The following is a 24,088-nucleotide window of genomic DNA, read 5'->3' as shown; positions in this document are numbered from 1 at the left end:
CCAGCGCGCTGCCCCGTTATTGCATAAACGGGATATACGCATGCTTCGTATCTTCGTCGCTCTCTTCTTCTCTTTTATTGTCAGCTTCAGCGCCCTCGCTCAGGAGGCAGCCCCCGAACCGGATCGCTCTGCGACAGGTGGTGCACAGACGCTGGAAGACATTATGGCCCGACAGCAGGGCCTCAAGGTCGACAACAGTTTCCGCAGTGACAATACAGGCGGGGTCCCGGGCGCGGACCCTTCGGCGCTGCTGGGAACCCGCGGCGGGGCATCAGACCCTGACCTCTGGCGTGCACTGCGTTTTGATTCCGCCGACGTGACTACCCAGGTACGCGGTCCTGCTGCCGGGGTGCTCATTCAGGACGGTGGCATGCGCTGGCTGCAGTTCAGGCAAGGACCGCTGCTGACCTGGGGCACAGGATTTCTCGGCGTGACCCTTGTCTTGCTGGCACTGTTCTTTCTGCTCCGCGGTCGTATCCGCATCGACGGCGAAAAGACGGGCCGTACGATCACCCGTTTCAAGGCATTTGAAAGGTTCTCGCACTGGCTGCTGGCCAGCTCTTTCATCTTACTCGGGATCACAGGGCTGGTCTCGCTGGCCGGACGGAAAGTCCTGATACCAGCCTTTGGTCATGAGGCTTTCTCGACCATCGCTATCGCCAGTAAATGGGTCCACAACAATGTTTCATGGGCGTTTATGCTGGCGCTGATTTTCGTCTTTGTGCTGTGGGTCGTTCACAATCTGCCCGACCGCACGGATATCAACTGGCTGATGAAAGGTGGCGGCATTCTGGGCGGTGGTCACCCGCCTGCAAAGAAATTCAATGCGGGTCAGAAGATCATCTTCTGGTCGGTTATCCTGCTGGGCGGGTCCATATCCGCCTCTGGTCTTTCGCTGCTCTTCCCTTTCGAACTGCCGATGTTTGCCGCGACTTTTGAGAAGGTCAACGCACTGGGTCTACCCCAGATGCTGGGCTATGCCGAACTGAGGACAGATCTCGCCCCACATGAAGAGATGCAGTTTGCACAGCTCTGGCACGCAATTGTCAGCTTTGTCCTGATGGGTATCATCCTGGCGCATATCTATATCGGGTCTGTGGGCATGGAGGGTGCCTACGATGCCATGGGCTCGGGCGAGGTGGAGCTGCAATGGGCACGCGAACACCACAGTCTGTGGGTGGATGAGGTTGAGGCCCGCCAGACCGGTTCAGGAGGGTCATCATGAAAGCTATGTTTCTCGCCTTCGCCGCAATGGCTGTGATCGCAGTAGGTGCGGATTTTGCGCTGGATGAGATGGGCTTTTCCGCGCAGGAGCGTGGGACTGGTGGTGCCGTTCGACTGGACGATTCCTGAGACCGCAAAAAGCGCATTTGTTAAACCGGAAAACGGTGCCCTGATCAGGCGCCGTTTTTTCATTCTGCGTGTGTGTTCAGAGCAGATCGCCCGGTCGGTTTCCGGCGAAAAATGCATCCAGGTTGTCCAGCGCCCGAAAGCCCATTGCATCGCGCGTGGCTGTCGTCGCACTGCCGATGTGGGGTAACATAAAAATGTTGTCATAAGCGGCGAAACCAGGATTGCCGCCGGGTTCCGTCTGAAAACAATCCAGACCTGCTGCAGCGACCTGACCGCTGTCCAGGGCCGCCATCAACGCGCTTTCATCAACCAGCGCGCCACGGGCGGAGTTCACCACAACGGCCCCCTGCGGCAGCAGAGCAAACCGTCCGGAGTTCATCAGGTTTGTGGTCTCCGGCGTGGCCGGGCAGTGCAGCGACAGAAAGTCAGCAACGCCCAGCAGACTTTCTACTGAAGAATGCCAGGTCGCGCCCTGAGCATCCTCAGGCGACAGCTCTGAGCGGTTAAAGTAATGGATATCCATCCCAAACCCACGCGCTTTGGCGGCGAAGGCGCGCCCGACACGGCCCATCCCGACAATGCCCAGCCGTGCGCCGGTGACCTGCTTGCCAACCATGAACGCGGGCGACCAGAAGTCCCATGCGCCGGTCCGTACGATCCTGTCGCCGGCAACGGCATGACGCGCCGCACCCAGCATCAGCAACATCGCCAGTTCGGCCGTCGCGTCCGACAGCACATCAGGCGTGTTCGTCACTGCAATACCGCGCGCTCTGAGCGCGGGTAAGTCACAGTGATCCACACCAACAGAATGGTTTGCGATGATTTTCAGTCGTGGCTCCAGCTGTCGGGCGACGTCGGCACTGAAGTGCTCGGAATGACAGGGGATGATCGCGTCAAATTCTGCGCTGGCGCGGATCAGATCGTCGGCACTTCCCGGTGTGTCTGCGTGATTGACGACGGTGTCATAGTCGCGTTCGGCACGCGCAATTGTTGCGTCCGACAGTTTTCGCGTGATCCAGAGGCGTGGTTTGTCGCTCATCAGTCTTTTCTTTTGCGGATGCATTCGTCCCAGTAATCATAGATCGCCATGCCGCAGACGATGATGGCGATGACCATGAAAGGAAAACCGCCCCAGAAGCCGGCGAAGCCGGTTGAGATACTGTGCGACAACCCGCCCACAAAGATGCACAGAAGGGCTGTTCCGATCAGGCCCATCAGCAGTTTGATACCATAAGACATAAGGTGTCCTTTCGATCAGGCGGCCTCGGCCGCGATATGTTTCTGCAGCCAGTGCGCGGTGCGCAGCAGCCTGTCGTCTTTTTCCACGGCGCCGATCAGCTGCACACCAATGGGCAGCCCGGTCTCACCCACCAGCAGGGGCAGGGTGACCGAAGGCAGGCCGGCAAGCGTCCACAGCGTACAGAAAATGGGATCGCCGGTGCCGTTTCCGAACAGAGGGGCCTCTCCGGCTGCCGATGGTGCGATAATCGCGTCAAAATCGATGAAAAATTCTTCAAAGAAACGGCTGGCGGAGGATTTGACCTCCAGCGCATCTTCGTATTCCGCGCGGCCGATCTGTCTGCCCCGTTCAAGCACAGGCTTCAGCGTATCGCTGAGCGCGTCCCAGTGAGCATCAAAGGTTTCCTTCAGGTGCTGACAGATCTCGTATTCGTGGATACGCGCCTGCACGGCGACAAGCTCGCCCAGCTGGTCCGCGGCATCCATCTTTTCAACCCGGCCGTCTCCGAGCACTTCCATTACGCTGTCCAGCCCTTCGGCGGCCGCTTCGGTCAGCCGGTCGTTGAAGGGAAGATTGAGCCAGGCAAAGTTCGGTTCAACCGGCGCCTCAGTCGCGGCGCCCGCAGCCATGTCCGGGCGTGCGCGGGCAAAGCTCTCCGGATCGCGCTGGTCATAGCCGCTGATGACATCTGCCAGAAGCGCTGTGTCTCCGAGCGTCCGCCCGAAAGTGCCAAGCTGGTCCAGCGAGACAGATGTCTGAAGCACGCCTGTACGCGGTATCATTCCGCGCGTGGGTTTGAACCCGAAGGTGCCACAGAACGACGCTGGCCGTATGACCGAACCATTCGTCTGCGTCCCGACCGCAAGCGGGACATGTCCCGCAGCAACAGCCGCAGCAGAACCGCTCGACGATCCACCCGGCGAATAATCCGGGTTGTGCGGATTCCGTGTCTCGTTTGCATGAACAAAGGCCAGCTCGGTGGTTACGGTCTTGCCCATGATCACCGCACCGGCCTCGCGCAGCATTTCGACGACACGCGCATCTGCATCCGGCTGGCGCCCTGCGAAAACGGATGTTCCCCGTTCTGTCGGCATATCTGCGGTGTCGATGATGTCCTTGAGCCCGACGGGCACCCCGTGCAGCGGACCGGTGGCCATACCGCGCTCCCGGATCTGATCACATGCGGCGGCCTGTGCCAGAGCCGCATCCGCGTCCAGATGCGCCCATGCCTTTATCTGGCCGTCGGTCTCCTCGATACGGTCAAGGCATGACCGTACCAGCTGAACAGACTTCAGCTGCCCGGAGGCGATAAAAGCGGCCGCCTCCTGAGCACTCAGCGTATGAGGTTTGATCTTCACGGGATATATTCACCAAAGAGATAGTCAGGGAACCACAGGGCAATGCCCGGGAACTGGTACATCAGCACCATGGTGAAGATAACGATGCCAAGATAGGGCATGATCCCCCTGAAGATTTCCATCAGCTCAATCTGCTTTTTCAGCACGCCTTTGAGATAATAGGCCGACATCGCCATAGGTGGCGTCAGAAAGGACGTCTGCAGGTTCAGCGCTACAAGCATCGCAAAGAAGTAGGGGTTTACGCCAAAAACCTCGAGCAGCGGCAGGAAGATCGGTACAAAGATGATCAGGATTTCCGACCATTCCAGTGGCCAGCCCAGCAGGAAGATGATGACCTGCGCCAGCACCAGAAACTGCCAGGGCTCCAGATCCATACCACCGACCCAGTCTGCGATGATATCGTGTCCACCGAGATATGAAAACACAGAGGCAAAGGTCCAGGACCCGACGAAGAGCCAGCAGACCATGGCTGTTGCTTTGGCTGTCAGAAAGACGCTTTCCTTGAGTTTGGTCCAGGTCATAGAGCGGTAGAGCACGGCAAGGATCATGCCGCCCAGAGCGCCCATTGCAGCAGCCTCTGCAGGCGTGGCCAGTCCGCCCAGGATCGATCCCAGTACCAGCGCGATCAGCACAGTCAGCGGCACAAAGCTGATCAGCAGGTTCATGTATATCTCGCGCGGGGGCGGCACGTCGTCATCAGTGGGTTTGGGGGCGAGGGCCGGATTAAACCAGACACGCACGATAACATAGACAATGTAGAGGCCGGCCAGCAGCAGCCCCGGGAACACCGCCGCCGCGTAAAGCCGGAGGGGTGAGAGGTCAGCGATGGCGGAGTAGACGATCAGCATGATCGAGGGTGGGATCAGAATGCCCAGCGTACCACCGGCACAGATCACGCCTGATGCAAAGCTTTTGTTGTAGTTGGCGTTGGCCATTGCCGGAAAGGCCAGGAGACCCATCAGCGTCACAACCGCGCCAACGATACCGGACGCGGTTGAAAAAACCGCGCAGGTCAGCAGGGCCGCGATGGCCAGGCTGCCGGGCAGATTACGTGCGGCCTGGTAGAGCGAGAAGAACAGCTTGTCCACGATGTTCGCGCGTTCGACCACATAGCCCATGAAGAGAAAGAGCGGGATCGCAACAAGCGTGGGGTTTTCCATCACGGAATAGGTGTTCTGGTTCAGCAGATAGAAAATGTTGTTGTTGAAGATATCGCTGAAACTCTCGATCGAGCCACCCTGGTGGTAGGCGTAGTAGCCAAAGGCCACGCCCATCGCGAGAAGTGTGAAAGCGATCGGAAAACCCAGCAGGACCAGCACGATAAACAGGCCCAGCATGAGGAGGGCAACTTCGGGATTTGTCATCTTGATGTCTTTCTGTACGCGTCTGCGTGGTTATTTCCTGGCCGGGTTGATGGCCGCGATTTCGTTCAGATCTGCCTCCGAGAGCAGATCTTCGGTCTCTTTGACGTCGGCAAGCCGTTCGGGCCATTCACCGTCGCGCATTGCAAGGATGCAGCGCACCAGTTCGGCCACGCCCTGGATCATCAGCAGACCACCGGCGACCGGGATGAGAGACTTGAAGAAATAGATCTGAATGCTTGCCGGGCTGTTGAAGCTGACTTCCTTGTACCGCCAGCTGTCAGAGGCGATCTCATAACCGAACCAGACCAGCGCGGTAATGCCGGGAAAGAAGAAGATGAAATAGAGCAGGAAATCCAGGCTGGCCTGAACACGTACCGGAAAGAGACGGTACACAACATCCGCACGGACATGCGTGTCCTGAGCCAGCGCATAGGCGCCGCACATCAGGAACAGGGCGCCATACATCTGGATCATCATATCGAAGGCCCAGACCGTGGGTGCGTTCAACACGTAACGGACAAAAACCTCGTAGGACACAGACAGTGTCAGGATCAGGATGCACCAGCCAAAGGCGCGTCCCACCCAAAGGCTGAGCCCTTCAATGGCGTGAACAAATTTCATCAGGTCGGCTCCCCCTGCGACATGTGTTAGGCTGCCTGACCGGGCACCCCGTATTCCAGGCCGGGCGCCTGAAGGTCAGGCGCCCGGAAATATTCAAGGAAACTGAACGGCTTAACCGAAGTAGTGGTTGTAAGCCAGCTTGTAGTCGGGCTGGTTCAGGTTCAGGTAGTTCATCACATCCTTGGCATAAGCCTTCTGTGATTCCATGACCTTGGCAAAGAACGGATCGTCTTCTGCGATACGTGCTGTGACCTTGTCCCATGCTTTAAGCTGAGCTGCCATCACGCTGTCCGGTGTCCGGTACACGTTCACACCATCCGCTTCCTGCAGCTTGAGCAGGTCGTCGGAATAGCGCTTGGTGTTACCCCAGTAGAAACCGGAGTTCTCGGCCATGGATGCGTTTTTGATGATTGCCTGGTGCTCAGGCGACAGCGCGTTGAACTTGTCCTTGTTGATCGTGACCTCAAAGAACTCCTGGCTCTGGTGATAGGACGCCAGGTGGTAATGCTTGGACACGTCCTGCATACCAAAGTCGCGGTCAGATGTGGGGTTGTTGAATTCCGCCGCATCAATCAGGCCGGACTTCATCGCAGGCTGGATTTCTCCGCCCGGCAGCTGAACAACGGACATACCCATTTCGAGCAGAACGTCGGCCGCGAGACCAACTGTACGGTACTTGAGTCCGTCCATCTGGGATGCGTCAGTGATCTGCTCCTGGAACCAGCCCAGAGGCTGAGCGGGCATCGGCGAGTTGAAGAAGGATACAACGTTCAGACGCAGTGTTTCCATCAGCTCGTCAAACAGTTCCTGTCCGCCACCTGCGTGGACCCATCCCAGAACTTCCTGGCTCGACCAGCCAAAGCAGGGGCCCGTGCCAAAGAGCGACGCCGCCTTGGATTTGCCGTACCAGTAGGCAGGTACGTAATGCGCCGCATCAAGAACGCCGCGGTGGACCGCATCCTGCATCTGGCTGGTTTTCACAACCGCGTCCACCGAAAGGACTTCGATTGTCAGCGAACCGCCGGACATTTCGTTGACGCGGTTTGCAAAAGACTTGGCATTCTCCAGAAAGATGCCGCCGCCCCAGGCAGCCTGCATCTTGAGTGTCGTGCCGTGCCCATCCGCGATGGCCGGGGTTGCAAGCGCTGCTGCGCCCGCAACGGCGGAGCCGCGCAGGAACTTTCTGCGGTTAAGTTTGTCTGTCATATTTCCTCCCAAGAAAGGGGCGGGATGCCCCATACAGTCTGTGGCCCTGTGGGCCGTTCGCAGGGTGAAAGGCGGAATAAACCGGATGCACGACAAATGCCGGGCCCGCGCTTCCTCCCGAAGCTGACCGGCTGTTCTCCTCCATCTTTCATCCCTTCAGTTAGCAGTAACCGGACCTGCGACAAGCCGTCACGCTTATAATTTCCGGCGTGGCTGCAACCCCTGATAGCAGGGCTCGATATTTTCGTGAAAAATCCGCAGGATATCCGGGAATTTTTTCCTCCTGGTTGCTAAGTAATTTAAATGGCCTGCTTTTCCTGTGCCGTCCCGTCGGCGGCAGAGGTGTCGGTTTCCGGCTTTCGGCCACCGATCAGGTCTGTGATTTCAGACGCTGCATCAGCGACAATGCTGCCCAGTTCGGGAACGCGCAGGGCGCCGAACCGGGTGCTTGGTCCGGATATGGAAACGCCTGCGCAGGGTTCGCGGTGTTCGTCGTAGATAACTGCGCCGATGCAGGACATTCCCTCATATCGTTCTTCCTTGTCAAACGACCAGCCACGCTGGCGGGTTCGCGCCAGATCATCAAAAAGGCTGGCAGGTGTTGTCAGCGTATTGCCGGTGAACTGCGTGAGGCCCGATGCCATCAGCAAAGTGCGTGCGCGTTCTTCGGGCAGGGCTGACAGAATCGCCTTACCGGTGCCTGACGCGTGCATGGCCGTCCGGGTGCCGCGCGAGAAAAAGGCACGGATCGGATTCGGCGTTTCAACCTGGCCTACGAAAACGACTTCGCCGCCGTCGGGTATTGCGAGATTCGATGTCTCGCCAGTGCGTTCCATGAGTGTTCGCATGACGGGTCGGCTGACTTCTGTCAGGTTAGTCCGGTTCATAAATCCTGCGCCGACGCGGTAGGCTTCGATCCCGATGGCCCAGTCCTGATGCTCTTCGTCGAAGGCCACGAAACCGTGTTTCTGCAGCGTTGTCAGGATGCGGTGCGTCGTCGCCGTGGGCACGCCAAGTGAAAGCGACAGATCCGTCAGCGTTGCGCGCCCGGATCTGGAAACCGCCACAAGAATACCAAGCGCCCGGTCAAGAGACTGAAGCGTGCCGGCAGAGCTGTCACGGAACTGAGACTTTGGTCTCCCGCGCTGGCGTTTCTGGACATTCATAAAGGTCTGATCCTCCCCGGATCATTTGCAGACCTATGGAAGCAGGAATGAAAAATAATTTCAATAAGTTTTTGAAAATATTTTTTGAAAAAATAAAAATCCTTTAAAAGCAGTGGGAAAGACAATTAATGATCTTTTTGAAAAACATTTTCGAGAAAATTGCAAATGCGGAGCTACTCTCTATTGTCATCGATGTCACTGAGGAGGACACCGCGATGTCAGATCAAAACCCCGTCTTTATTCCCGGGCCCACGAACATCCCCGACCGACTGCGCCTGGCGATGCAGGTGCAGACGCGTGATCACCGCGCGCCGGATTTTGTCGAAACATTCGCGCCTGTCCTTGAGGACACGAAAAAGGTATTCGGGACAACCACCGGCAAGGTGATCACTTTCCCTGCCAGCGGTACCGGTGGCTGGGAAGCGGCGATCACCAACACGCTGAGCGCAGGCGACAGGGTGCTTGTCGCCCGGTACGGAATGTTCAGTCACCGCTGGATCGACCTGTGCGAGCGCCACGGGCTGGATGTTCAGATCATCGAATGCCCGTGGGGGACAGGTGCGCCGGCAGACAGGTTCGAGGCCGCACTGACCGCGGATACTGCAGGAGAGATCAAAGCCGTGCTCGTGACACACAATGAAACGGCGACCGGTGTGAAATCCGATGTTGCGGCGGTACGCGCGGCGATGGACGCGGCCAGCCACGATGCACTGCTTTTTGTGGACTGTGTCAGTTCACTTGCATCCATGCCGTTCGAGATGGATGCCTGGGGTGTCGATATTGCGGTTTCCGGGTCGCAGAAGGGCTTTATGCTGGCGACCGGGATGGCCATTCTGGGTGTCAGCCAGAAGGCGCTGGATCATATGGAAACCGCGCATCTGCCGCGTACCTTCTTTGATTTCCGTGACATGATGAATGCAAACGCCTCAGGTGGCTTTCCCTACACGCCGCCGTTGCAGCTGATCTACGGCATGCGTGAAAGCCTCAGAATGTTGTTCGAGGAAGGTCTCGACAACGTCTATGCCCGTCACACCCGTCTTGCCGAAGGCGTGAGGCGCGCAGTGGACGCCTGGGATCTGCGTCTCGTCGCAGAAAGCCCTGAGCTTTATTCTGACACTGTCAGCGCGATCTATGTGCCCAAAGGTTTCGACAGTAACGCGCTGACGGATCAGGCGTTCAGCCAGTACGGTGTCTCGTTCGGTATTGGTCTGGGCGAAATGAACGGCAAAGCGTTCCGCATCGGCCATCTGGGCAGTCTTACCGACGTGATGGTTCTGTCCGGGCTGGCGACGATCGAAATGGCAATGGCCGATCTGGATTACCCGATTGAGCTGGGCAGCGGTGTTGCTGCAGCCCAGGAGTTTTTCCGCGCCAACAGCAGCGCATCCATTAAATCCGCAGCCTGAGGGGGTAACATGCTGGATTCAAGAACAGCCCCGGACCTGACGATTGACGACGTGCGCGAGGCGCATGCGCGCATCCGGCCCTATATCCATGAAACCCCGGTGCTGACATCGCAGTACTTTAACGACCTCACCGGTGCCGAACTCTTCTTCAAGTGTGAAAACTTTCAGAAGGCAGGTGCATTCAAGGTGCGTGGGGCGTCAAATGCCGTTTTCGGTCTCAGCGATGAGATGGCGGCCAAAGGTGTAGCAACGCATTCATCGGGCAACCATGCACTGTCGCTGAGCTATGCCGCGGGCCGCCGCGGAATTCCTTGCCACGTCGTTATGCCGCGCACAGCACCGGAGGCCAAGAAGGCCGCGGTCCGCGGCTATGGCGGCATCATCACAGAGTGCGAGCCATCCACCACCAGCCGGGAGGCGGTGTTCGCTGAGGTACAGGAAAAGACCGGCGCTGAATTCGTGCATCCCTACAATGATCCGCGCGTGATATGTGGTCAGGCAACCTGTTCGCTGGAATTGCTCAGCCAGGTCGAAAACATGGACGCGGTGATTGCTCCCATCGGTGGCGGTGGCATGATTTCCGGGACCTGCCTGACGCTGTCCAATCTTGCGCCGCAGATGGAGATTTACGCCGCCGAACCGGATCAGGCCGATGACGCGGCCCGCTCGTTCCGTGCGGGTCATATCATTGCGGATGACGCGCCCGTCACCATTGCAGACGGGCTGAAAGTGCCGCTCAAAGAGAACACCTGGCACTTTGTGTCGAGTTTTGTCACGGACGTTCTAACCGCCTCCGAACAGGAGATCATCGATGCGATGAAACTGACGTGGGAGCGGATGAAAATCGTTATGGAACCAAGCTGTGCGGTGCCAATGGCCACCATTCTGCGCAATCCCGATGTGTTCCGGGGCAAACGTGTGGGTGTGGTGATCACAGGTGGAAATGTGGATCTGAACAAACTGCCCTGGATGCAGGGCTGAGGAGAAAGTAAAATGAACAAGCAGGTAAACTTCGACGACTATGAAGTCGGCTATGACATTCCCGCATCAATCGGGATGGATGAAAGCGAAATCCAGACGCCCTGCCTCGTGCTGGATCTGGACGCGCTGGAGCGCAACATCAAAAAGATGGGTGACTATGCAAAGGCGCATGGCATGCGCCACCGGGTGCACGGAAAAATGCACAAGTCAGTCGATGTGGCACTGCTGCAGGAAAAACTGGGCGGCTCGGTCGGTGTGTGCTGCCAGAAAGTATCGGAGGCCGAGGTTTTCGCCCGCGGTGGCATCAAGGATGTACTGGTTTCCAACCAGGTGACGCAACCGGCCAAGATCGATCGCCTGGCGCGGATGCCGAAACTGGGCGCGCGCACGATCTGCTGTGTGGACATGCCGGGCAATGTCGCGGACCTCTCAGAGGCAGCCACGCGCCACGGCACGGAGATCGAATGCCTGGTCGAGATCGACTGTGGCGCGGGACGCTGCGGCGTGACGACGACCCCACAGGTTGTTGAACTGGCCAAAGCTATTTATGCCGCCCCGGGGCTGAAATTCGCCGGCATCCAGGCGTACCAGGGCGCGATGCAGCACCTCGATTCGTACGACGAGCGCAAAGCCAAGACGCAGATCGCCATCGACATGGTGCAGGATGCCGTCGATACGCTGAAAGCAGAAGGTCTGGAGTGCGACATCGTTGGCGGTGGCGGTACCGGCAGCTATTACTTTGAGTCCAACTCGAACGTGTACAACGAGCTGCAGTGTGGCTCTTATGCCTTCATGGACGCGGATTACGGTCGTATCCTCGACAAAGACGGCAACCGTATCGACGAAGGGGAGTGGGAGAACGCGCTGTTTATCCTGACCTCTGTCATGAGCCATGCAAAGGCCGATAAGGCGATCGTTGATGCAGGCCTCAAGGCGCAGTCGGTGGACAGCGGCCTGCCTACGATCTTTGGGCGCGATGACGTTGAATATGTCAAATGTTCGGACGAGCATGGTGTCGTTGCAGATCCGGATGGCGTTCTGAAGGTCAATGACAAACTCAAACTTGTGCCGGGTCACTGTGATCCGACCTGCAACGTGCACGACTGGTACGTCGGCGTGCGGGGCGGCAAGGTCGAGACGCTCTGGCCTGTATCCGCCCGCGGCAAGGCCTACTGACCGGCAACAGACCGGAACAACCGCAGCGCCCGGGTTCTGCCCGGGCGCAGTCCATATCAAGACACAGACAGGAAGACCCGATGTCCGAAGGATTACTGATCGTAGGCGAAGATATTTGCGCGCAGGTGGTGAGCAGCGCAGACGCATTCACCGCTGTGGAAGCGGTGTTTGGCGCGATGGCAAAGGGTGACGCGTATAATTTCCCCGTGATCCGCGAGGCAATCGGCTATGCCGACGCGCTCTATGGTTTCAAATCGGGCTTTGACCGTGCCGGCAAAACCCTCGGCGTGAAATCAGGCGGTTACTGGCCGGGCAACATGGAAAAAGGTCTGACAAACCACCAGTCCACAATTTTTCTTTTCGACCCAGATACCGGCATGCTGCAGGCGCTGGTCGGCGGCAACTATCTGACGGCTGTGCGCACGGCGGCGTCGTCATCCGTGTCCATCTCGCATCTCGCGCGCAGCGACGCGAAAGTCCTCGGCATGGTCGGGGCAGGGCACCAGTCCACGTTCCAGCTGCGCGCAGCGGCAGAGCAGCGCGACTTTGAGAAGGTTGTGGCCTGGAACCCGCATCCTGACATGCTGCCCCGCCTCGGAGCTGTCGCAGAAGAGATCGGGCTGGAGTTCGAGGCTGTGACCCAGGAAGAGCTCGGAGCGCAGGCTGATGTAATCATCACCATCACTTCGGCATTTGAGCCGCTGATGATGAAGGACTGGATCAAGCCGGGCACGCATATCGCCTGCATGGGCACAGACACGAAAGGCAAACAGGAGGTCGATCCTCAGCTTCTGGCTGCGGCCACCGTTTTTGCCGACGAGATTGCCCAGTCGGTCACCATCGGTGAAGCACAGCATGCGGTGAGCGCCGGGCTGATTTCCGACGGCGATATCACGCCGGTCGGCGCGGTGATCAACGGGGACCACCCCGGTCGAACAAGTGCTGACGAGATTACGCTTTTTGATGGTACCGGGGTCGGCTTGCAGGATCTCGCCGTGGCATCTGTGGCAGCCCGCGTGGCCGAGGAAACGGGCAAGGCAACCCGCGTTTCGCTCTGATAAATCACGGAATTTCCGGACACCACACACAGCGACGGCCGGCGGGACAATCCCGCCGGCCGTTGCCGTCTGGCAGCAGGAAAATTCACTAACTATCTTAAAATTATACATAAATCTGTTGTTCTGGGCACGTGCGTTTCACGGCTCAGCCATGATTTGGCCACAGCATTTCTGCTATTTCTGACACCGCAACGTTGCCGGACCGACCCTGGTCCAAGCCGGCAGCATACAGGTAACAGATCGAAAACGGTGCGATGAACACTCAGAATGCAGACCTGCCCGAAGAGGTATACAGCGAAGCCCTGCCACCTGGCAGCCGGCTGCTGAGCGGTCAGTATGAGATCATCCGCTACCTGTCGAGTGGTGGTTTCGGCATCACCTATCTGGCGCGTGACAGTCTGAACCGCACCGTCGTGATCAAAGAGTGTTTCCCCGAGGCATTCTGTGCCCGTGTCAATAAAACCGTTCGCGCCCGCACCCGAAATTACACCGACGATTTCAAATCTATCGTTCGTCTCTTTATCCGCGAGGCACATGCGCTGTCCCGGCTGGACCACTCCAGCGTGGTAGGCGTGCATCAGGTTTTTGAGGATAACGAGACCGCCTACATGGCGCTTGATCTTGTGGATGGCAAAGATCTGCTGGAAATAATCGAGACCGAAGGCCCGGCCTCGTCGCCTGCCGACGTTCACGAGATGACACTGGCGCTGCTCGATGCAATCGGGCACGTGCATGCACAGGACCTGCTCCATCGCGATATTTCGCCGGACAATATCCTTGTCGATGCCAAAGGCCGTCCGGTTCTGATTGATTTCGGGGCAGCCCGCGAGGAAGCGAGCCGCAAGAGCCGCGTGATGTCGCAGGTGCTTGTGGTAAAGGACGGCTATTCACCTCAGGAATTTTATGTCGCTGGCAGCCAGCAGACGCCCAGCAGCGATCTCTATGCGCTCGCAGCAACGCTGTCTCATCTGATTTCGGGGAAGGCACCGCCAAACAGTCAGGCGCGCCTCGCGGCGCTCGCATCCAGTCAGCCGGATCTGTACGAGCCCCTTGCGGGCCGTTTCCCCGGTTATGACGACACCTTCCTCAGGGCCATCGACAAAGCGATGAACATCGTTCCCGCAGATCGTGTGCAGACAGCCGAGGAATGGGCTCTGATGATCGATCATACTCGCCGCGCCGAGATGGCCCGCGCGCAGGCACTGAGTGATGAGACCATTGATGAGACGGTCATGAATCTGGTGCGTACGGTCAATGAGGGGCTGCAAGACAGTGCCCCGGACACGGCAACCGATCAGGCGGACGAGGCCGAAGTTGCAAAGCCAGTTGTTGTCCGGCGCCGCGAAGTTGTGTCTGAAGACATCGGCCCGGGCGGTACGGAACCCCGGGTAAGGGAACCTGCCGCAATGCCGGTTCCTGCTGAAACTCCGGTCCGCGAAACGCCCTATGCCCGCATTGTTGCGGCAGCCCAGCGTATGCGCGCCGAGCAGGCGGCGGCAGCAGCAGAACCGAAACCGCCCATCACGCTGCCTCGCATCAACAGACGCCGGCTGGCTACTGTGCCGGTCGTTTTCTGCTCATTCTTTCTCTACACCCACGTCGCACTGAAGTTTGAACCGGTGCAGACAGCGGCGCAGGCCCCGATCAGGATGCTTGAGCAGGGCATTGCAGACTGGAACCAGCCTGACAGCTCGTCCGTGCGTGTTCACCGCGGCGGTCTGGGGGGCTGAGCCATGATTTTCAAAAAACACCCGATCATTCACCGGAAGGGCATCTGTCCGATGACCCTTTCTGCTTCAGTAAAAAACGGAAAGGCGGACAGATGACACTCTTCAGAAAAGTATTCCAGAACCAGTCACGTGAAGCGACTGAATTCGATGCACCGGACGAGGAAGCCCTGCGCGAAGCAATGCAGGAGGCCGCCGCTGATTCAAGCCCACTGGGGCTGGACCCGTTTGCGGTGGAGACAGCCGAAGTGCAGCAGGCCGAAGAAGCTGAAGCTTATGATGATCTGATTGGCGAGCCTGCCGAAGCGGCGGTGCCGGAAGAAGCCTCCGGGCGTCCCATCGATGTTCCGGATATGCCTGACGAAGCCGGCCCCGAAGGCACGGACGACACAGAAACTCATGAAGCCGGCAGTCCGGTTGCAGAAGATGCACCCGTCTCTGACGATGTATCCGCAGCGGAAGCTGAAGTGGAAGAAGTGGAGGAAGAGGAGGGCGAAACCGACATCAGCGCGCTCCTTGCTCTGGCGCGCGAGGCGACCCCGGCAGAAGCTGAACAGGTCGAGGAAAATGCATCTGTAACAGACAGTGATGATGGTTCAACCCCCGCGAACGATACCTCTGGCGAGGAGTCCACTTTTGCCGGGTCTGCAGGGGGCGGCGAAATAGACCTGAGTGCATTTGCGCGCGACCAGCTTTCGGCTCAGTCTGCAACCGTTGCTGCCGCGTCCGCGCCGTCCGAGGAGGTCGAACCGTTACAGTCTCCGGCTTCTGCCGGGACTGATCTCTCCGGGTTGCCAGCCCCTGCAGCCGGTCGCGCAGGCCGCAGGGCAGGGCGCGTCAAAACCCGGCTGCTCGGGTTTAACCGAGGCGAACCAGATCCGGCTGATCCTTTCGGTGCTGTGAACGAAGCAACGGCGGCACCACAACACGAAAAGTTTCCTGTCGGCTGGCTGGTTGTCGTTGAAGGCCCCGGCGTTGGCCATTCGTTCAGTATCTTTTCAGGAGCCTCGATGATTGGTCGGGGTGAGGACCAGATGATACGTCTCGATTTCGGGGATAACTCGATATCGCGCCAGAACCACGCCGCAATCGCTTATGATGAGGAACAGAACAAATTCTATCTCGGGCACGGCGGCAAGTCGAATATCATACGCCGCAACGCACGCCCGGTTCTGGCAACCGAAGAGCTGAACCACGCTGATCTGATCCGGATCGGCGAGACGACGCTGCGGTTTGTCGCGCTTTGCGGTTCTGACTTCAAATGGGAGATGACGGAAGATGGCCATGCCGCGTCGTTTTAATTTTGACGCGGCATCCGCGCTCAGCAAGGGCTGCCGCAGCTACCAGGAAGATTCTGTAATCGCAGACTATTCCCGCGGATCGGATGTTGGCCTCGCAGTGCTTGCCGATGGCATGGGCGGGCACGCTGCCGGTGATGTGGCCAGTAAGATTGTAGTTACCGAGGTTTTCAGTGAGCTGATGTTTCAGCGCTGTGATCCCGAGCTGTTTGAGCGTGAAATCACCAGCCGGCTGACAGAGGCCGCAATGGCAGCCAATGCCTGCCTGCGCGACCATGTCCGGGCGCATCCCGAAACCCACGGCATGGGAGCGACACTGGTTGCTACCGTTATCATGAACCGCCGGCTCTACTGGATCTCCATCGGGGACTCGCCTCTTTTCCTGTTCCGCAACGGCGTGTTGCGCCAGCTGAACGAGGATCACTCCATGGCACCACAGATTGATTTCATGGTGCGCAACGGCCTGATGGAGGCCGAAGAAGCACGAAATCATCCGGACAGGAACATTCTGACGTCTGTGCTTTTTGGAGAAAGTGTGCCTCAGGTAGACTGCCCCGACGAACCTGTTCCGCTCGAGGCCGGTGATATTCTGATTGTGGCCAGTGACGGCCTTCAGTTTCTCACCGATGAAGAGATAGCCGGTGTGCTGAACGATCACGCCCATGCATCCAGTGCGGATATCGCGGACCGGTTGATGGAACGTGTGAGCGGCCTTGATGACCCTGAACTGGACAATGTGTCTTTTTCGCTGGTCAAGCTGGACGATGCAGTTGAACTCAAGCTGCCGGGCGACAGCGAAATCCGGAAGGACGATCTGCGCCGTGTCGGATAAAGAGGAATATGAAAGTACGCTTGCCAGGCTGACGGCCGCAACCAGGTCTGCGGACCTGAGTGACGCGCTGCGCGCCCATGCGGCTGGCATGCGCACGCGCCTCAGCACCGGTGTGCGTGTTGTCGTGCTTGGCCCCCCGGGCAGTGGCAAATCCGCGCTGTGCGACGCGCTGCTTTGCGTACCCGGCGAAGTTGCCGGTCATGGTGGCGTGGCACGTGTAATTGTGCGTGCAGGGGCGGAAACACCCGCTGAGGTGTTTCCGGGCAGTGGCGCGCCGACAGAACTGGACGCCGGCTTTCTGACGGACACCTGCCTTGTGGACGTCCATCTGCCGCGGGACGAGAAAGCACGCAAGGCGCGGGCTCTTGAGGCGCTGGAGCATGCCGATATTGTCATCTGGTGTACCAGCCGCTTTGGTCCCGACGAGGCCGACATATGGAGCCATGCGCCCGACCACCTGAAGGATCACAGTTTTCTTGTGCTGGGCAAAGCTGATCAGCTTGTGGAAACCGGTCAGCTCAACGATCGCATCTCAGACCTGCAGGATGTGGCCGCCGAAGAGTTTCACAGTCTGCACCCGACATCTGCCCTGACGATTGCCGGAGGGCTGAGCGTCGGGCAGATACCGGATGAAAAACAGCGCGCGGCCAGCGGAATCAAGGCTTTGTCCGACACCGTTCTGCACATTGCAGCCTCTGGCCGGCGGGCCGATATGGACAGTGCCCTGCTGTTTCTGGAGCGCCACAGCATCGGTGATGGCGCTGGCGCGGGAGATGTATCCGCAGATGTGGCAGCTGACAAAGCGCCCGGTCTGCGGCGGGTGCGTGATCTGATCTCGGAACACGCGGATCAGCTCTGTGCGGCGGGTCCGGTAACCGACGGCAAACACGACCGGATATTCGACATCTGTAACGGATTGTCAGAAGCACTCACAGACGTCATTTCTGACGATGAGAGTGGGTGCCAGGCGCTGAGCGCATGGGAACACGAACTCTTTGCCGCCAGCGACAAGCTGGTGCTTATGGGGCTGGAAAACGACAGCCGGTCTGCCGCCGATGCTGTGGCGATCGTCATGCAGTTATCGCGTGATCTCCATCACAGCGGTTTTGAGTCAAATCCTAGGTAAACTCATCAACTAAGCCGGTCGAAAGTCACAAAGTATGCACATTTTGCCACCATTTTGGGCGTGAGCAATAATCACACCGGGGGCAGGCATGCGTATCACATGGAGGCATATCGCGTTCAGACCGCATTGGTCTGACCGGTCCCGCTGGCCAGGAGGGCTGGCATGAATGTTATGAACATCTCTGATCGGGTGGGCTTTACCGAAGCCCGGCTGCTGGCAGCAGGTTTTTCAGAGTTGCATCTTCTCGCCGAGGACGCAGACCGTCTGCTGTCTGCCCTCGATGCAATCGAGGCCGCAGGCGATGACAATGCCTCGCGGCGTGCTGCGCGTGTGCGCCGTCAGATTGAGAATTTTGAACCCAGTGTCACGATGATCGGGCAGATCAAGTCGGGTAAGACAACGCTGGTCAATGCGCTGATTGGCCAGACCGAGCTGTTGCCGGCGGATGTGAACCCGTGGACCTCTGTGGTCACCTCTCTGCATCTGCATCCCGAACGGGAAGGCTTCGAAAACACGGCCTCGTTCCGGTTCTTTGACGAGGGCGAATGGGACAGGCTTGTCTCCGGAGGCGGTCGGATCGGGGAGCTGGCGAGCCGTGCCGGTGCCGATGAAGAGCTGGAAAAAATCAAGGAGCAGGTCGCGCAGATGCGCGAAAAATCAATGGCGCGTCTTGGACGCAAGTTTGAGATGCTCCTCGGCCAGCAGCATGATTACGGCTACTTCGACCAGGAACTTGTGGAACGATATGTGTGCCTCGGCGACGATCTCGACGAGCCCGAAGCACCGGGCGGTCATGAACAGGGGCGTTTTGCCGATATCACCAAGTCTGCAGATCTCCAGATGCAGCGAGCAGCCCTGCCGGTGCGTCTGTGCGTGCGTGATACGCCGGGCGTAAACGATACCTTTCTGATGCGCGAGCAGATCACGATCCGGGCGATCCGTGACAGCAGGTTGTGCGTTGTCGTGCTCTCGGCTCATCAGGCTCTGTCCTCGACCGACCTTGCTCTTATCCGACTGATTGCGCACGTCAAATCGCGGGATGTCCTGATCTTTGTGAACCGGATCGACGAGCTTTCTGATCCGTCGACGCAGATACCGCAGATTGCCGAAAGCATTGCCGAGACGCTGGAGAAGCACAAAGGTCCTCAGGATGCACAGGTTATCTTTGGCAGTGCTCTGTGGGCCTGTGCCGCACTTGAAGGCGATCCCGGGAACCTGCCGCCATCCAGTCGTGCCGCGCTTGAAACCTATGCTGCCGGTGCGCCTGTCCCGCAGGGCGCCGGGAACCTGGATGTGGAGACACCTGTTGAAATGGCATGGGCATTTTCCGGGCTGCCAGAACTGCAGAGCGCCATCGCGGAGCGTGTCACAAATGGCGTCGGAGCTTCAATGCTGCATCGCGCTGCAGCAAGTGGTCTGAACCTTGCAAATGGCGTTGCAGCCACAAATCTGATTGGCTCTGCTGATCCCTCTGGCCGGGACGGCGGCGACCTTACGGCCCGGGAGGCGCGCGCGCGCATGGATGGTATCGTAGCCGATGCCGGCGCGGCGCTGAAAAAGGACTTTGACGCGATACTCGACAGTTTTTCGGAACGGATGAACCGGGTTCAGGACAGCTTTCTGGAAAGGGCAACGTCCTCTCTCATTGTTCACCTCGAAAAATTCGGGGAGCAGAGCCCCTGGACATATGATCCGGCCGGTCTGCGTGTATTGCTGAGCTCATCGCACAAGGTTCTGGCGCGTAAATGCACTGCGGCTTTTGACAAAGCTGTCAGAGAGGCGGCGGAACAGATTTCCGAACTCTACGCACGGGCTTTCGGCCTCGGGCCGGATGACATTCCGATCACGTTGCCCCGCGCGCCTCAGGTGCCGCCGCCGGTTTCGCTTGGTCGCACCATAGCACTTGATCTGCAGGGTAGCTGGTGGAAGCGCTGGTGGCTGCAGCGAAAAGGCTATCATGCCTATGCCGAAGGGTTTGTGGAACTTATCCGCGCCGAGACAGATCCGTTTGTTCAGGAACTGCGCGATGATCTGGCGGAAGGTGTGCGAACGGAAGCCTGCGAAGAGTTCGACTCTTTCCTGAATGAGCAGCTGTCTGTTTTTGCCTCAATGGCCCAGATGCAGGACGCAGGCGCAGATGAGCTTGCCGCCTTTGTTTCCGAAAACGCGCCGCGGGAGCGAAACGAGCAGCTCAAAACGGCACTCGAGATATTGAACGGGCTGGCTGCGCGATGACCGGTCTGGAACATAAATCCGCACCGGATGCGCCCGGACACCGGTTACCCCGTATCGCATTGATGGGGGAATTCAGCGCCGGCAAAAGCACGCTGGCCAACCTTATGATCGGGGCGGAATATCTGCCCGTTCAGGTCGTCGCGACCCAGCTTCCGCCTGTGTGGATCACGCGCGGCGATGCGGCCCCTGTTCTGGTTGGTCTGGATGGCTCAGAGACCCCCTGCGATCTCAGCCGACCTCAGGATATCCCGCTGGAAGACACGGCATACATCCGCGTTTGCCGGGATGAGGAAATACTGAAACACTGTGATATCATTGACCTGCCGGGTATTTCTGATCCCAATATGGCGGCAGATGTCTGGGAACGCATGCTGCCCCTCGCCGACGGTGTGGTATGGTGCAGCCCGGCGACACAGGCCTGGCGACAGAGTGAGGCCGCGGTCTGGGAGGCAGTTTCATCCGACAAATATGCGCATTCGATCCTGCTTCTTACCCGCGGTGATATGCTTGTGCGCGACCGTGACCGTGAACGCGTACTCCGGCGCGTTCGATCCGAAACCCGCGACCTCTTTGCTGAAACACTGATGGTTTCCCTGGTACTCGCCCGGGATTGCGGCGATGACGAGGAGATGTGGGAGCAAAGTGGCGCAGAACCCTTTGTCACGCGGTTTCTTGATATTGTTGAGACTCTCAAGGAAGTCGTGGCATCCCGCGGTGAAACGGATAGCGGCACAGTTCTTCCTGTGGCGTCACCTGAGGAAGACAGAGTTCTTCCGGACAACGCTCCGGCAAAGCGCGTGCCGGGGCCTGTGGCCGATGGCACGGTCATGCCCAGACGACCGGTTGCGCGCGGCCGCCGCGGTGCCGGTACCCCCCGTCCTTTGGCAGAAGACGAAGATGAACAGTCATTTGCGCCCAAATTCTCCTGAGGGCGTTAACCAAAATTGCATGATCCGAAGATACTCATAAACAGCGTTCCTGACCCGGACGCTGGTTCAATGTTGTTCTTCGGTGGCTGCGATGACGATGAATGCCCGGCTGAATGATCTGCGTGCCCGGTTTCCCGGATGCAGTATTGCTGCATTTGCGGATCTGTCGACGGGCATGGTTCTTGTCTCCAGCACACAAAAACCGACCGGGCAGGAAACCCTCGATGCGCTCTGCCACGCAGCACTGCGATTGTTTGCGCCAGGCATGCCCACAGGGCTGAACAGTGCTCAGTCCGGTCCTTCAGGTAACACGCCATGGTACGCGGTTTCCTGCTTTCGTGGACAGTTGGCGTGTTTTGTACGCTCTCCTGTTCTTGCCGAAGAAGCTGTTTGCATGGTGTGCAGTGACCCCGCCGAGATCCAGCAACTGACGGCAGCGGCACACGGGTTGCTCTGCGAAACCGGTGTTGATGCATGAGCAAAGGTGCAGAACACTCTGGTCTGACCGATGCAGTCGCGGCGCTGCGACACGCGCCGGGCGAACGTGGCGCACACGGCAGAAGTATTTTCCCTGCTGGCACGGCCGATCCATTCCACGCGGTTGTCAAGGAGTTGCACGAAACCATACTTACACGCGTTCTGACATTTGTCCGGCAGGACGGTACCGAACTCGCAGTTCTTGCCAGCGACCGCCGGCTGTGCAGGGCATTGCCTTCCGGGGGGCTGGGGGCGTCGGCTCTTTCAGGACAGAACCTGACCGAAAACGAAGCCGAAGACCTGAGAACCGCAATGATCCGTTTCTGTAACACGGCCGAAACAATTGATGTCGTTACGCAGTTTCCCGAACCAGATATCGGTGAGATAGCATCAGGCATTCCGGCTATCGACCTTCTCGGGGCAGGCAAAACCGGTCCGGACGACTCTGAAGCGCTGCTCGCGATCGTTCTGGAAGCATCCGGCGCTACCCTGGAACTGGAGGACGGCGAGACAAAAACCAAGAAGGGGGATGCCTCGGTGCTGTCTGAGCTGCTGGCGTTTCGCGACTGGTTTTATGCGCTTCAGGAGACAGATGAAGAAACCGAGACGATCCTCTGGACGGGCGTATTCAAGGATGACACGTCTGTAGTGCTGCATCGCCGCGGCACGTCGGAATTATGGGCTCTGGCGCACATGGATACAAAAGAGACAGTTTTCCGGTTGATTGCTGCGGCCGCCTGATACTGTGCGCGAGCTGATCTTCAACACTTGTTTTGGTTGGACATCCGTGGAACCGTCCCCGCAACAAATACAAAGCACAGGACATGGAGGCGGACATGGGGCAGACTCTTGACTGGGCCACAATGCGTGCGGCAGATTTCGATACCATTGATCCGATGGATACGATCGCAGTTGTGCCTGTTGCCGCCGTAGAGCAACACGGTCCGCACCTGCCTCTGGGAACAGATATGCTGATCGCAGAAGGCATGCTCGAAGAACTCAGGCGGCAGAATACAGACGGCCTGGATCTGCGTATTCTGCCCGTGCAGCCCATCGGGAAATCGGACGAACATGCCCATCGTGCGGGAACTGTTTCACTGGGCCGTGACACAGCAATGGCAATGTGGTCCGATATCGGCCTGTCGGTCGCCCGGGCCGGCATCAGAAAAATTGTTTTTGTGAACAGCCATGGCGGAAACGCAGATCTGCTGTCAGTCCTCGTGCGGCAACTCCGGATTGATGCGGACATGCTGGCGGTGCGCTGTCAGTGGGGCGCATTCGGGTACCCCGACGGCCTTTTTTCCGAGCAGGAACTGACACATGGGCTGCATGGCGGGGACGTTGAAACATCGCTGATGCTTGCGTTTCGTCCGGATACGGTGGACATGGAAGCTGCCGCAGACTTCAGATCAGCCGCTGAAACGTCGCCGGTGATGCCGACCGGACCGGTTGCCTGGGGCTGGATTGCATCTGACCTCAACCCGGACGGTGTGACGGGAGAGGCTCACCTTGCAAGCGCACAGAAAGGTCGGACGACAGCGCATCACCAGGTGCGCGGGTTCATCCAGATGTTGCGCAGGCTTGTGCAGATGCCACTTCCCCGACCTGCCGCCTGAAAAGCTATCCCGCGACGACGACGCCGGTATCCCAGCCACGGCATCGTTCGGCCAGTTCACTGGGCAGCGGAAGATCTGTAAATACAGTGCTGAGGGATCGCATAGAGGCGATGCGCGCCGGTGCGGTTCTGGAAAACTTGGAATGATCGGCAACAAGAAACGCTTTGCGGGACTGGGTGATAATCGTCTGACTGACACCGACTTCCTGGGTGTCAAAGTCCAGCAGATCGCCGTCGGTATCCATTGCCGAACAGCCGATTACAGCAATGTCGAATTTGAACTGGCGGATCGTATCGATTGTCACATTCCCGATCAGCCCCCCATCGGCACGACGCACGGTGCCACCGGTCACGATGACCTGGCAATCGGGGTTTTCGACAAGGATATTCGCAACATTCATATTGTTTGTGACGACCATCAGATCGCGGTGACGCAACAGCTGACGGGCAACCGCCTCGGTGCTGGTGCCGATATTAAGAAAAACAGAACACCCTTCCGGAATATGATCAGTGCAGGCCCGGGCGATGGACAGCTTGGCGCCCTCATTCAGGTTCCGGCGCTCATCATAGCCGATATTTGTGGTGCCTGAGGGCAGTATCGCACCGCCATGAACCCGCTCCAGTTTATTGGCTTCGGCCAGTTCAGTCAGGTCGCGCCGGATAGTCTGCAGTGTGACGCCAAAATGTGCGGCGAGCTCTTCGACGGTCACTTTCCCCTCGCGCCTGGCGATCTCCAGGATATCAGGGTGACGGAAAGTCTGGGACATATACGCGGTCTCCTCATCCCGAGTGTGGTGCACATTTCTTTCGTTTTCAATGCTGTGCGCGATTTCATTCGAATACGCAGACGAGTTTCCGAAGGGCAACAAAGGTGAATGCAGATAAAAATATTTTAAATCAGCTATATAGATCGATTTTAG

23 protein-coding genes are annotated in these 24,088 nt (G+C 58.3%); 15 read left to right on the top strand and 8 right to left on the bottom strand.

Going from position 1 to position 24,088, the window contains the following annotated elements; genetic code table 11:
• The first annotated feature begins 40 nt into the window (after window positions 1–40).
• Together Q0792_RS05015 and Q0792_RS05010 are read left to right on the top strand one after the other, a co-directional pair.
• Window positions 41–1,225 (top strand): formate dehydrogenase subunit gamma, encoded by a 1,185-nt coding sequence (locus Q0792_RS05015; RefSeq protein ID WP_298837040.1) that lies wholly within the window; start codon window positions 41–43, stop codon window positions 1,223–1,225.
• Complete coding sequence (locus Q0792_RS05010; protein WP_298837039.1) at window positions 1,222–1,353, top strand: hypothetical protein; 132 nt, start codon at window positions 1,222–1,224, stop codon at window positions 1,351–1,353. Before Q0792_RS05015 ends, Q0792_RS05010 begins: the two co-directional genes overlap by 4 nt.
• 76 nt (window positions 1,354–1,429) lie before the next feature.
• On the opposite strand, the gene Q0792_RS05005 is transcribed toward Q0792_RS05010, so the two are convergent.
• The 7 genes from Q0792_RS05005 to Q0792_RS04975 all read right to left on the bottom strand — a co-directional run bounded on the left by Q0792_RS05005 (window position 1,430) and on the right by Q0792_RS04975 (window position 8,308).
• Window positions 1,430–2,392: a D-glycerate dehydrogenase gene (locus Q0792_RS05005; RefSeq protein WP_298837036.1), complete on the bottom strand. Its 963-nt coding sequence runs from the start codon at window positions 2,390–2,392 to the stop codon at window positions 1,430–1,432.
• Window positions 2,392–2,592 (bottom strand): hypothetical protein, encoded by a 201-nt coding sequence (locus tag Q0792_RS05000; protein ID WP_298837034.1) that lies wholly within the window; start codon window positions 2,590–2,592, stop codon window positions 2,392–2,394. The genes Q0792_RS05005 and Q0792_RS05000 overlap by 1 nt, the downstream gene beginning before the upstream one ends.
• A 15-nt stretch (window positions 2,593–2,607) precedes the next feature.
• A complete protein-coding gene (locus tag Q0792_RS04995; RefSeq protein WP_298837032.1) occupies window positions 2,608–3,951 on the bottom strand; it encodes an amidase in 1,344 nt (447 codons plus the stop codon).
• The gene (locus tag Q0792_RS04990; RefSeq protein ID WP_298837029.1) at window positions 3,948–5,315 is read right to left on the bottom strand and encodes a TRAP transporter large permease subunit; all 1,368 of its coding nucleotides are present in this window, start codon (window positions 5,313–5,315) and stop codon (window positions 3,948–3,950) included. The genes Q0792_RS04995 and Q0792_RS04990 overlap by 4 nt, the downstream gene beginning before the upstream one ends.
• A 30-nt stretch (window positions 5,316–5,345) precedes the next feature.
• On the bottom strand, window positions 5,346–5,936 hold the full coding sequence (locus tag Q0792_RS04985) for a TRAP transporter small permease subunit (protein ID WP_298837028.1): 591 nt from the start codon (window positions 5,934–5,936) through the stop codon (window positions 5,346–5,348).
• A 111-nt stretch (window positions 5,937–6,047) separates the two neighbouring features.
• Entirely contained in the window at window positions 6,048–7,142 is a 1,095-nt protein-coding gene (locus Q0792_RS04980; protein ID WP_298837026.1) for a TRAP transporter substrate-binding protein, read from the bottom strand.
• A gap of 299 nt (window positions 7,143–7,441) precedes the next feature.
• Entirely contained in the window at window positions 7,442–8,308 is an 867-nt protein-coding gene (locus Q0792_RS04975; RefSeq protein WP_298837024.1) for an IclR family transcriptional regulator, read from the bottom strand.
• A 215-nt stretch (window positions 8,309–8,523) separates the two neighbouring features.
• On the opposite strand from Q0792_RS04975, the gene bhcA reads away from it, so the two are divergent.
• The 13 genes from bhcA (at window position 8,524) to Q0792_RS04910 (ending at window position 23,169) form a co-directional block, all read left to right on the top strand.
• Window positions 8,524–9,714 (top strand): L-aspartate--glyoxylate aminotransferase BhcA, encoded by a 1,191-nt coding sequence (gene bhcA, locus Q0792_RS04970; protein ID WP_298837022.1) that lies wholly within the window; start codon window positions 8,524–8,526, stop codon window positions 9,712–9,714.
• Between the two features lie 9 nt (window positions 9,715–9,723).
• Window positions 9,724–10,695, top strand: a complete 972-nt coding sequence (bhcB, locus tag Q0792_RS04965) for a beta-hydroxyaspartate dehydratase BhcB (protein WP_298837021.1) — start codon at window positions 9,724–9,726, stop codon at window positions 10,693–10,695.
• A gap of 12 nt (window positions 10,696–10,707) precedes the next feature.
• Window positions 10,708–11,871 (top strand): 3-hydroxy-D-aspartate aldolase BhcC, encoded by a 1,164-nt coding sequence (bhcC, locus tag Q0792_RS04960; RefSeq protein WP_298837020.1) that lies wholly within the window; start codon window positions 10,708–10,710, stop codon window positions 11,869–11,871.
• 80 nt (window positions 11,872–11,951) lie between these two features.
• Window positions 11,952–12,929 carry an iminosuccinate reductase BhcD gene (gene bhcD / locus Q0792_RS04955; protein WP_298837018.1) on the top strand — a complete coding sequence of 326 codons (978 nt, stop codon included), beginning with the start codon at window positions 11,952–11,954 and terminating at the stop codon, window positions 12,927–12,929.
• Window positions 12,930–13,183: 254 nt separating this feature from the next.
• Window positions 13,184–14,659, top strand: a complete 1,476-nt coding sequence (locus tag Q0792_RS04950) for a serine/threonine-protein kinase (protein ID WP_298837016.1) — start codon at window positions 13,184–13,186, stop codon at window positions 14,657–14,659.
• 92 nt (window positions 14,660–14,751) lie between these two features.
• On the top strand, window positions 14,752–15,957 hold the full coding sequence (locus Q0792_RS04945; RefSeq protein ID WP_298837014.1) for an FHA domain-containing protein: 1,206 nt from the start codon (window positions 14,752–14,754) through the stop codon (window positions 15,955–15,957).
• Window positions 15,941–16,786: a protein phosphatase 2C domain-containing protein gene (locus Q0792_RS04940; RefSeq protein ID WP_298837012.1), complete on the top strand. Its 846-nt coding sequence runs from the start codon at window positions 15,941–15,943 to the stop codon at window positions 16,784–16,786. The genes Q0792_RS04945 and Q0792_RS04940 overlap by 17 nt, the downstream gene beginning before the upstream one ends.
• Complete coding sequence (locus Q0792_RS04935; protein WP_298837010.1) at window positions 16,776–17,912, top strand: GTPase domain-containing protein; 1,137 nt, start codon at window positions 16,776–16,778, stop codon at window positions 17,910–17,912. Before Q0792_RS04940 ends, Q0792_RS04935 begins: the two co-directional genes overlap by 11 nt.
• 162 nt (window positions 17,913–18,074) lie before the next feature.
• A complete protein-coding gene (locus Q0792_RS04930; protein WP_298837008.1) occupies window positions 18,075–20,147 on the top strand; it encodes a dynamin family protein in 2,073 nt (690 codons plus the stop codon).
• The gene (locus Q0792_RS04925; protein ID WP_298837006.1) at window positions 20,144–21,076 is read left to right on the top strand and encodes a dynamin family protein; all 933 of its coding nucleotides are present in this window, start codon (window positions 20,144–20,146) and stop codon (window positions 21,074–21,076) included. The genes Q0792_RS04930 and Q0792_RS04925 overlap by 4 nt, the downstream gene beginning before the upstream one ends.
• A gap of 91 nt (window positions 21,077–21,167) precedes the next feature.
• Window positions 21,168–21,554, top strand: a complete 387-nt coding sequence (locus tag Q0792_RS04920) for a hypothetical protein (protein ID WP_298837005.1) — start codon at window positions 21,168–21,170, stop codon at window positions 21,552–21,554.
• Window positions 21,551–22,294, top strand: a complete 744-nt coding sequence (locus Q0792_RS04915) for a hypothetical protein (protein ID WP_298837003.1) — start codon at window positions 21,551–21,553, stop codon at window positions 22,292–22,294. Before Q0792_RS04920 ends, Q0792_RS04915 begins: the two co-directional genes overlap by 4 nt.
• A gap of 95 nt (window positions 22,295–22,389) precedes the next feature.
• Window positions 22,390–23,169, top strand: a complete 780-nt coding sequence (locus tag Q0792_RS04910) for a creatininase family protein (protein WP_298837001.1) — start codon at window positions 22,390–22,392, stop codon at window positions 23,167–23,169.
• A gap of 4 nt (window positions 23,170–23,173) precedes the next feature.
• Here Q0792_RS04910 and Q0792_RS04905 read toward each other — a convergent pair whose 3' ends face one another.
• Window positions 23,174–23,935 carry a DeoR/GlpR family DNA-binding transcription regulator gene (locus Q0792_RS04905; protein WP_298836999.1) on the bottom strand — a complete coding sequence of 254 codons (762 nt, stop codon included), beginning with the start codon at window positions 23,933–23,935 and terminating at the stop codon, window positions 23,174–23,176.
• Window positions 23,936–24,088 lie beyond the last annotated feature (153 nt).

It is taken from the genome of uncultured Roseobacter sp., assembly GCF_947495025.1.
Classification (GTDB): Bacteria; Pseudomonadota; Alphaproteobacteria; order Rhodobacterales; family Rhodobacteraceae; genus Roseobacter.
This window is presented reverse-complemented; position numbering and strand designations above follow the sequence as displayed.

Bases quoted from the DNA above. Each gene is read 5' to 3' on its own strand.
- Q0792_RS04930 (WP_298837008.1), top strand. From the start codon at position 18,075: ATGAATGTTATGAACATCTCTGATCGGGTGGGCTTTACCGAAGCCCGG.
- Q0792_RS04980 (WP_298837026.1), bottom strand. From the start codon at position 7,142: ATGACAGACAAACTTAACCGCAGAAAGTTCCTGCGCGGCTCCGCCGTT.
- Q0792_RS04950 (WP_298837016.1), top strand. From the start codon at position 13,184: ATGAACACTCAGAATGCAGACCTGCCCGAAGAGGTATACAGCGAAGCC.
- Q0792_RS04985 (WP_298837028.1), bottom strand. From the start codon at position 5,936: ATGAAATTTGTTCACGCCATTGAAGGGCTCAGCCTTTGGGTGGGACGC.
- Q0792_RS04940 (WP_298837012.1), top strand. From the start codon at position 15,941: ATGCCGCGTCGTTTTAATTTTGACGCGGCATCCGCGCTCAGCAAGGGC.
- Q0792_RS05010 (WP_298837039.1), top strand. From the start codon at position 1,222: ATGAAAGCTATGTTTCTCGCCTTCGCCGCAATGGCTGTGATCGCAGTA.
- Q0792_RS04975 (WP_298837024.1), bottom strand. From the start codon at position 8,308: ATGAATGTCCAGAAACGCCAGCGCGGGAGACCAAAGTCTCAGTTCCGT.
- Q0792_RS04920 (WP_298837005.1), top strand. From the start codon at position 21,168: ATGACGATGAATGCCCGGCTGAATGATCTGCGTGCCCGGTTTCCCGGA.
- Q0792_RS04915 (WP_298837003.1), top strand. From the start codon at position 21,551: ATGAGCAAAGGTGCAGAACACTCTGGTCTGACCGATGCAGTCGCGGCG.
- Q0792_RS05015 (WP_298837040.1), top strand. From the start codon at position 41: ATGCTTCGTATCTTCGTCGCTCTCTTCTTCTCTTTTATTGTCAGCTTC.
- Q0792_RS05000 (WP_298837034.1), bottom strand. From the start codon at position 2,592: ATGTCTTATGGTATCAAACTGCTGATGGGCCTGATCGGAACAGCCCTT.
- Q0792_RS04990 (WP_298837029.1), bottom strand. From the start codon at position 5,315: ATGACAAATCCCGAAGTTGCCCTCCTCATGCTGGGCCTGTTTATCGTG.
- Q0792_RS04945 (WP_298837014.1), top strand. From the start codon at position 14,752: ATGACACTCTTCAGAAAAGTATTCCAGAACCAGTCACGTGAAGCGACT.
- Q0792_RS04905 (WP_298836999.1), bottom strand. From the start codon at position 23,935: ATGTCCCAGACTTTCCGTCACCCTGATATCCTGGAGATCGCCAGGCGC.
- bhcB (WP_298837021.1), top strand. From the start codon at position 9,724: ATGCTGGATTCAAGAACAGCCCCGGACCTGACGATTGACGACGTGCGC.
- Q0792_RS04910 (WP_298837001.1), top strand. From the start codon at position 22,390: ATGGGGCAGACTCTTGACTGGGCCACAATGCGTGCGGCAGATTTCGAT.
- bhcD (WP_298837018.1), top strand. From the start codon at position 11,952: ATGTCCGAAGGATTACTGATCGTAGGCGAAGATATTTGCGCGCAGGTG.
- bhcC (WP_298837020.1), top strand. From the start codon at position 10,708: ATGAACAAGCAGGTAAACTTCGACGACTATGAAGTCGGCTATGACATT.
- Q0792_RS04925 (WP_298837006.1), top strand. From the start codon at position 20,144: ATGACCGGTCTGGAACATAAATCCGCACCGGATGCGCCCGGACACCGG.
- bhcA (WP_298837022.1), top strand. From the start codon at position 8,524: ATGTCAGATCAAAACCCCGTCTTTATTCCCGGGCCCACGAACATCCCC.
- Q0792_RS05005 (WP_298837036.1), bottom strand. From the start codon at position 2,392: ATGAGCGACAAACCACGCCTCTGGATCACGCGAAAACTGTCGGACGCA.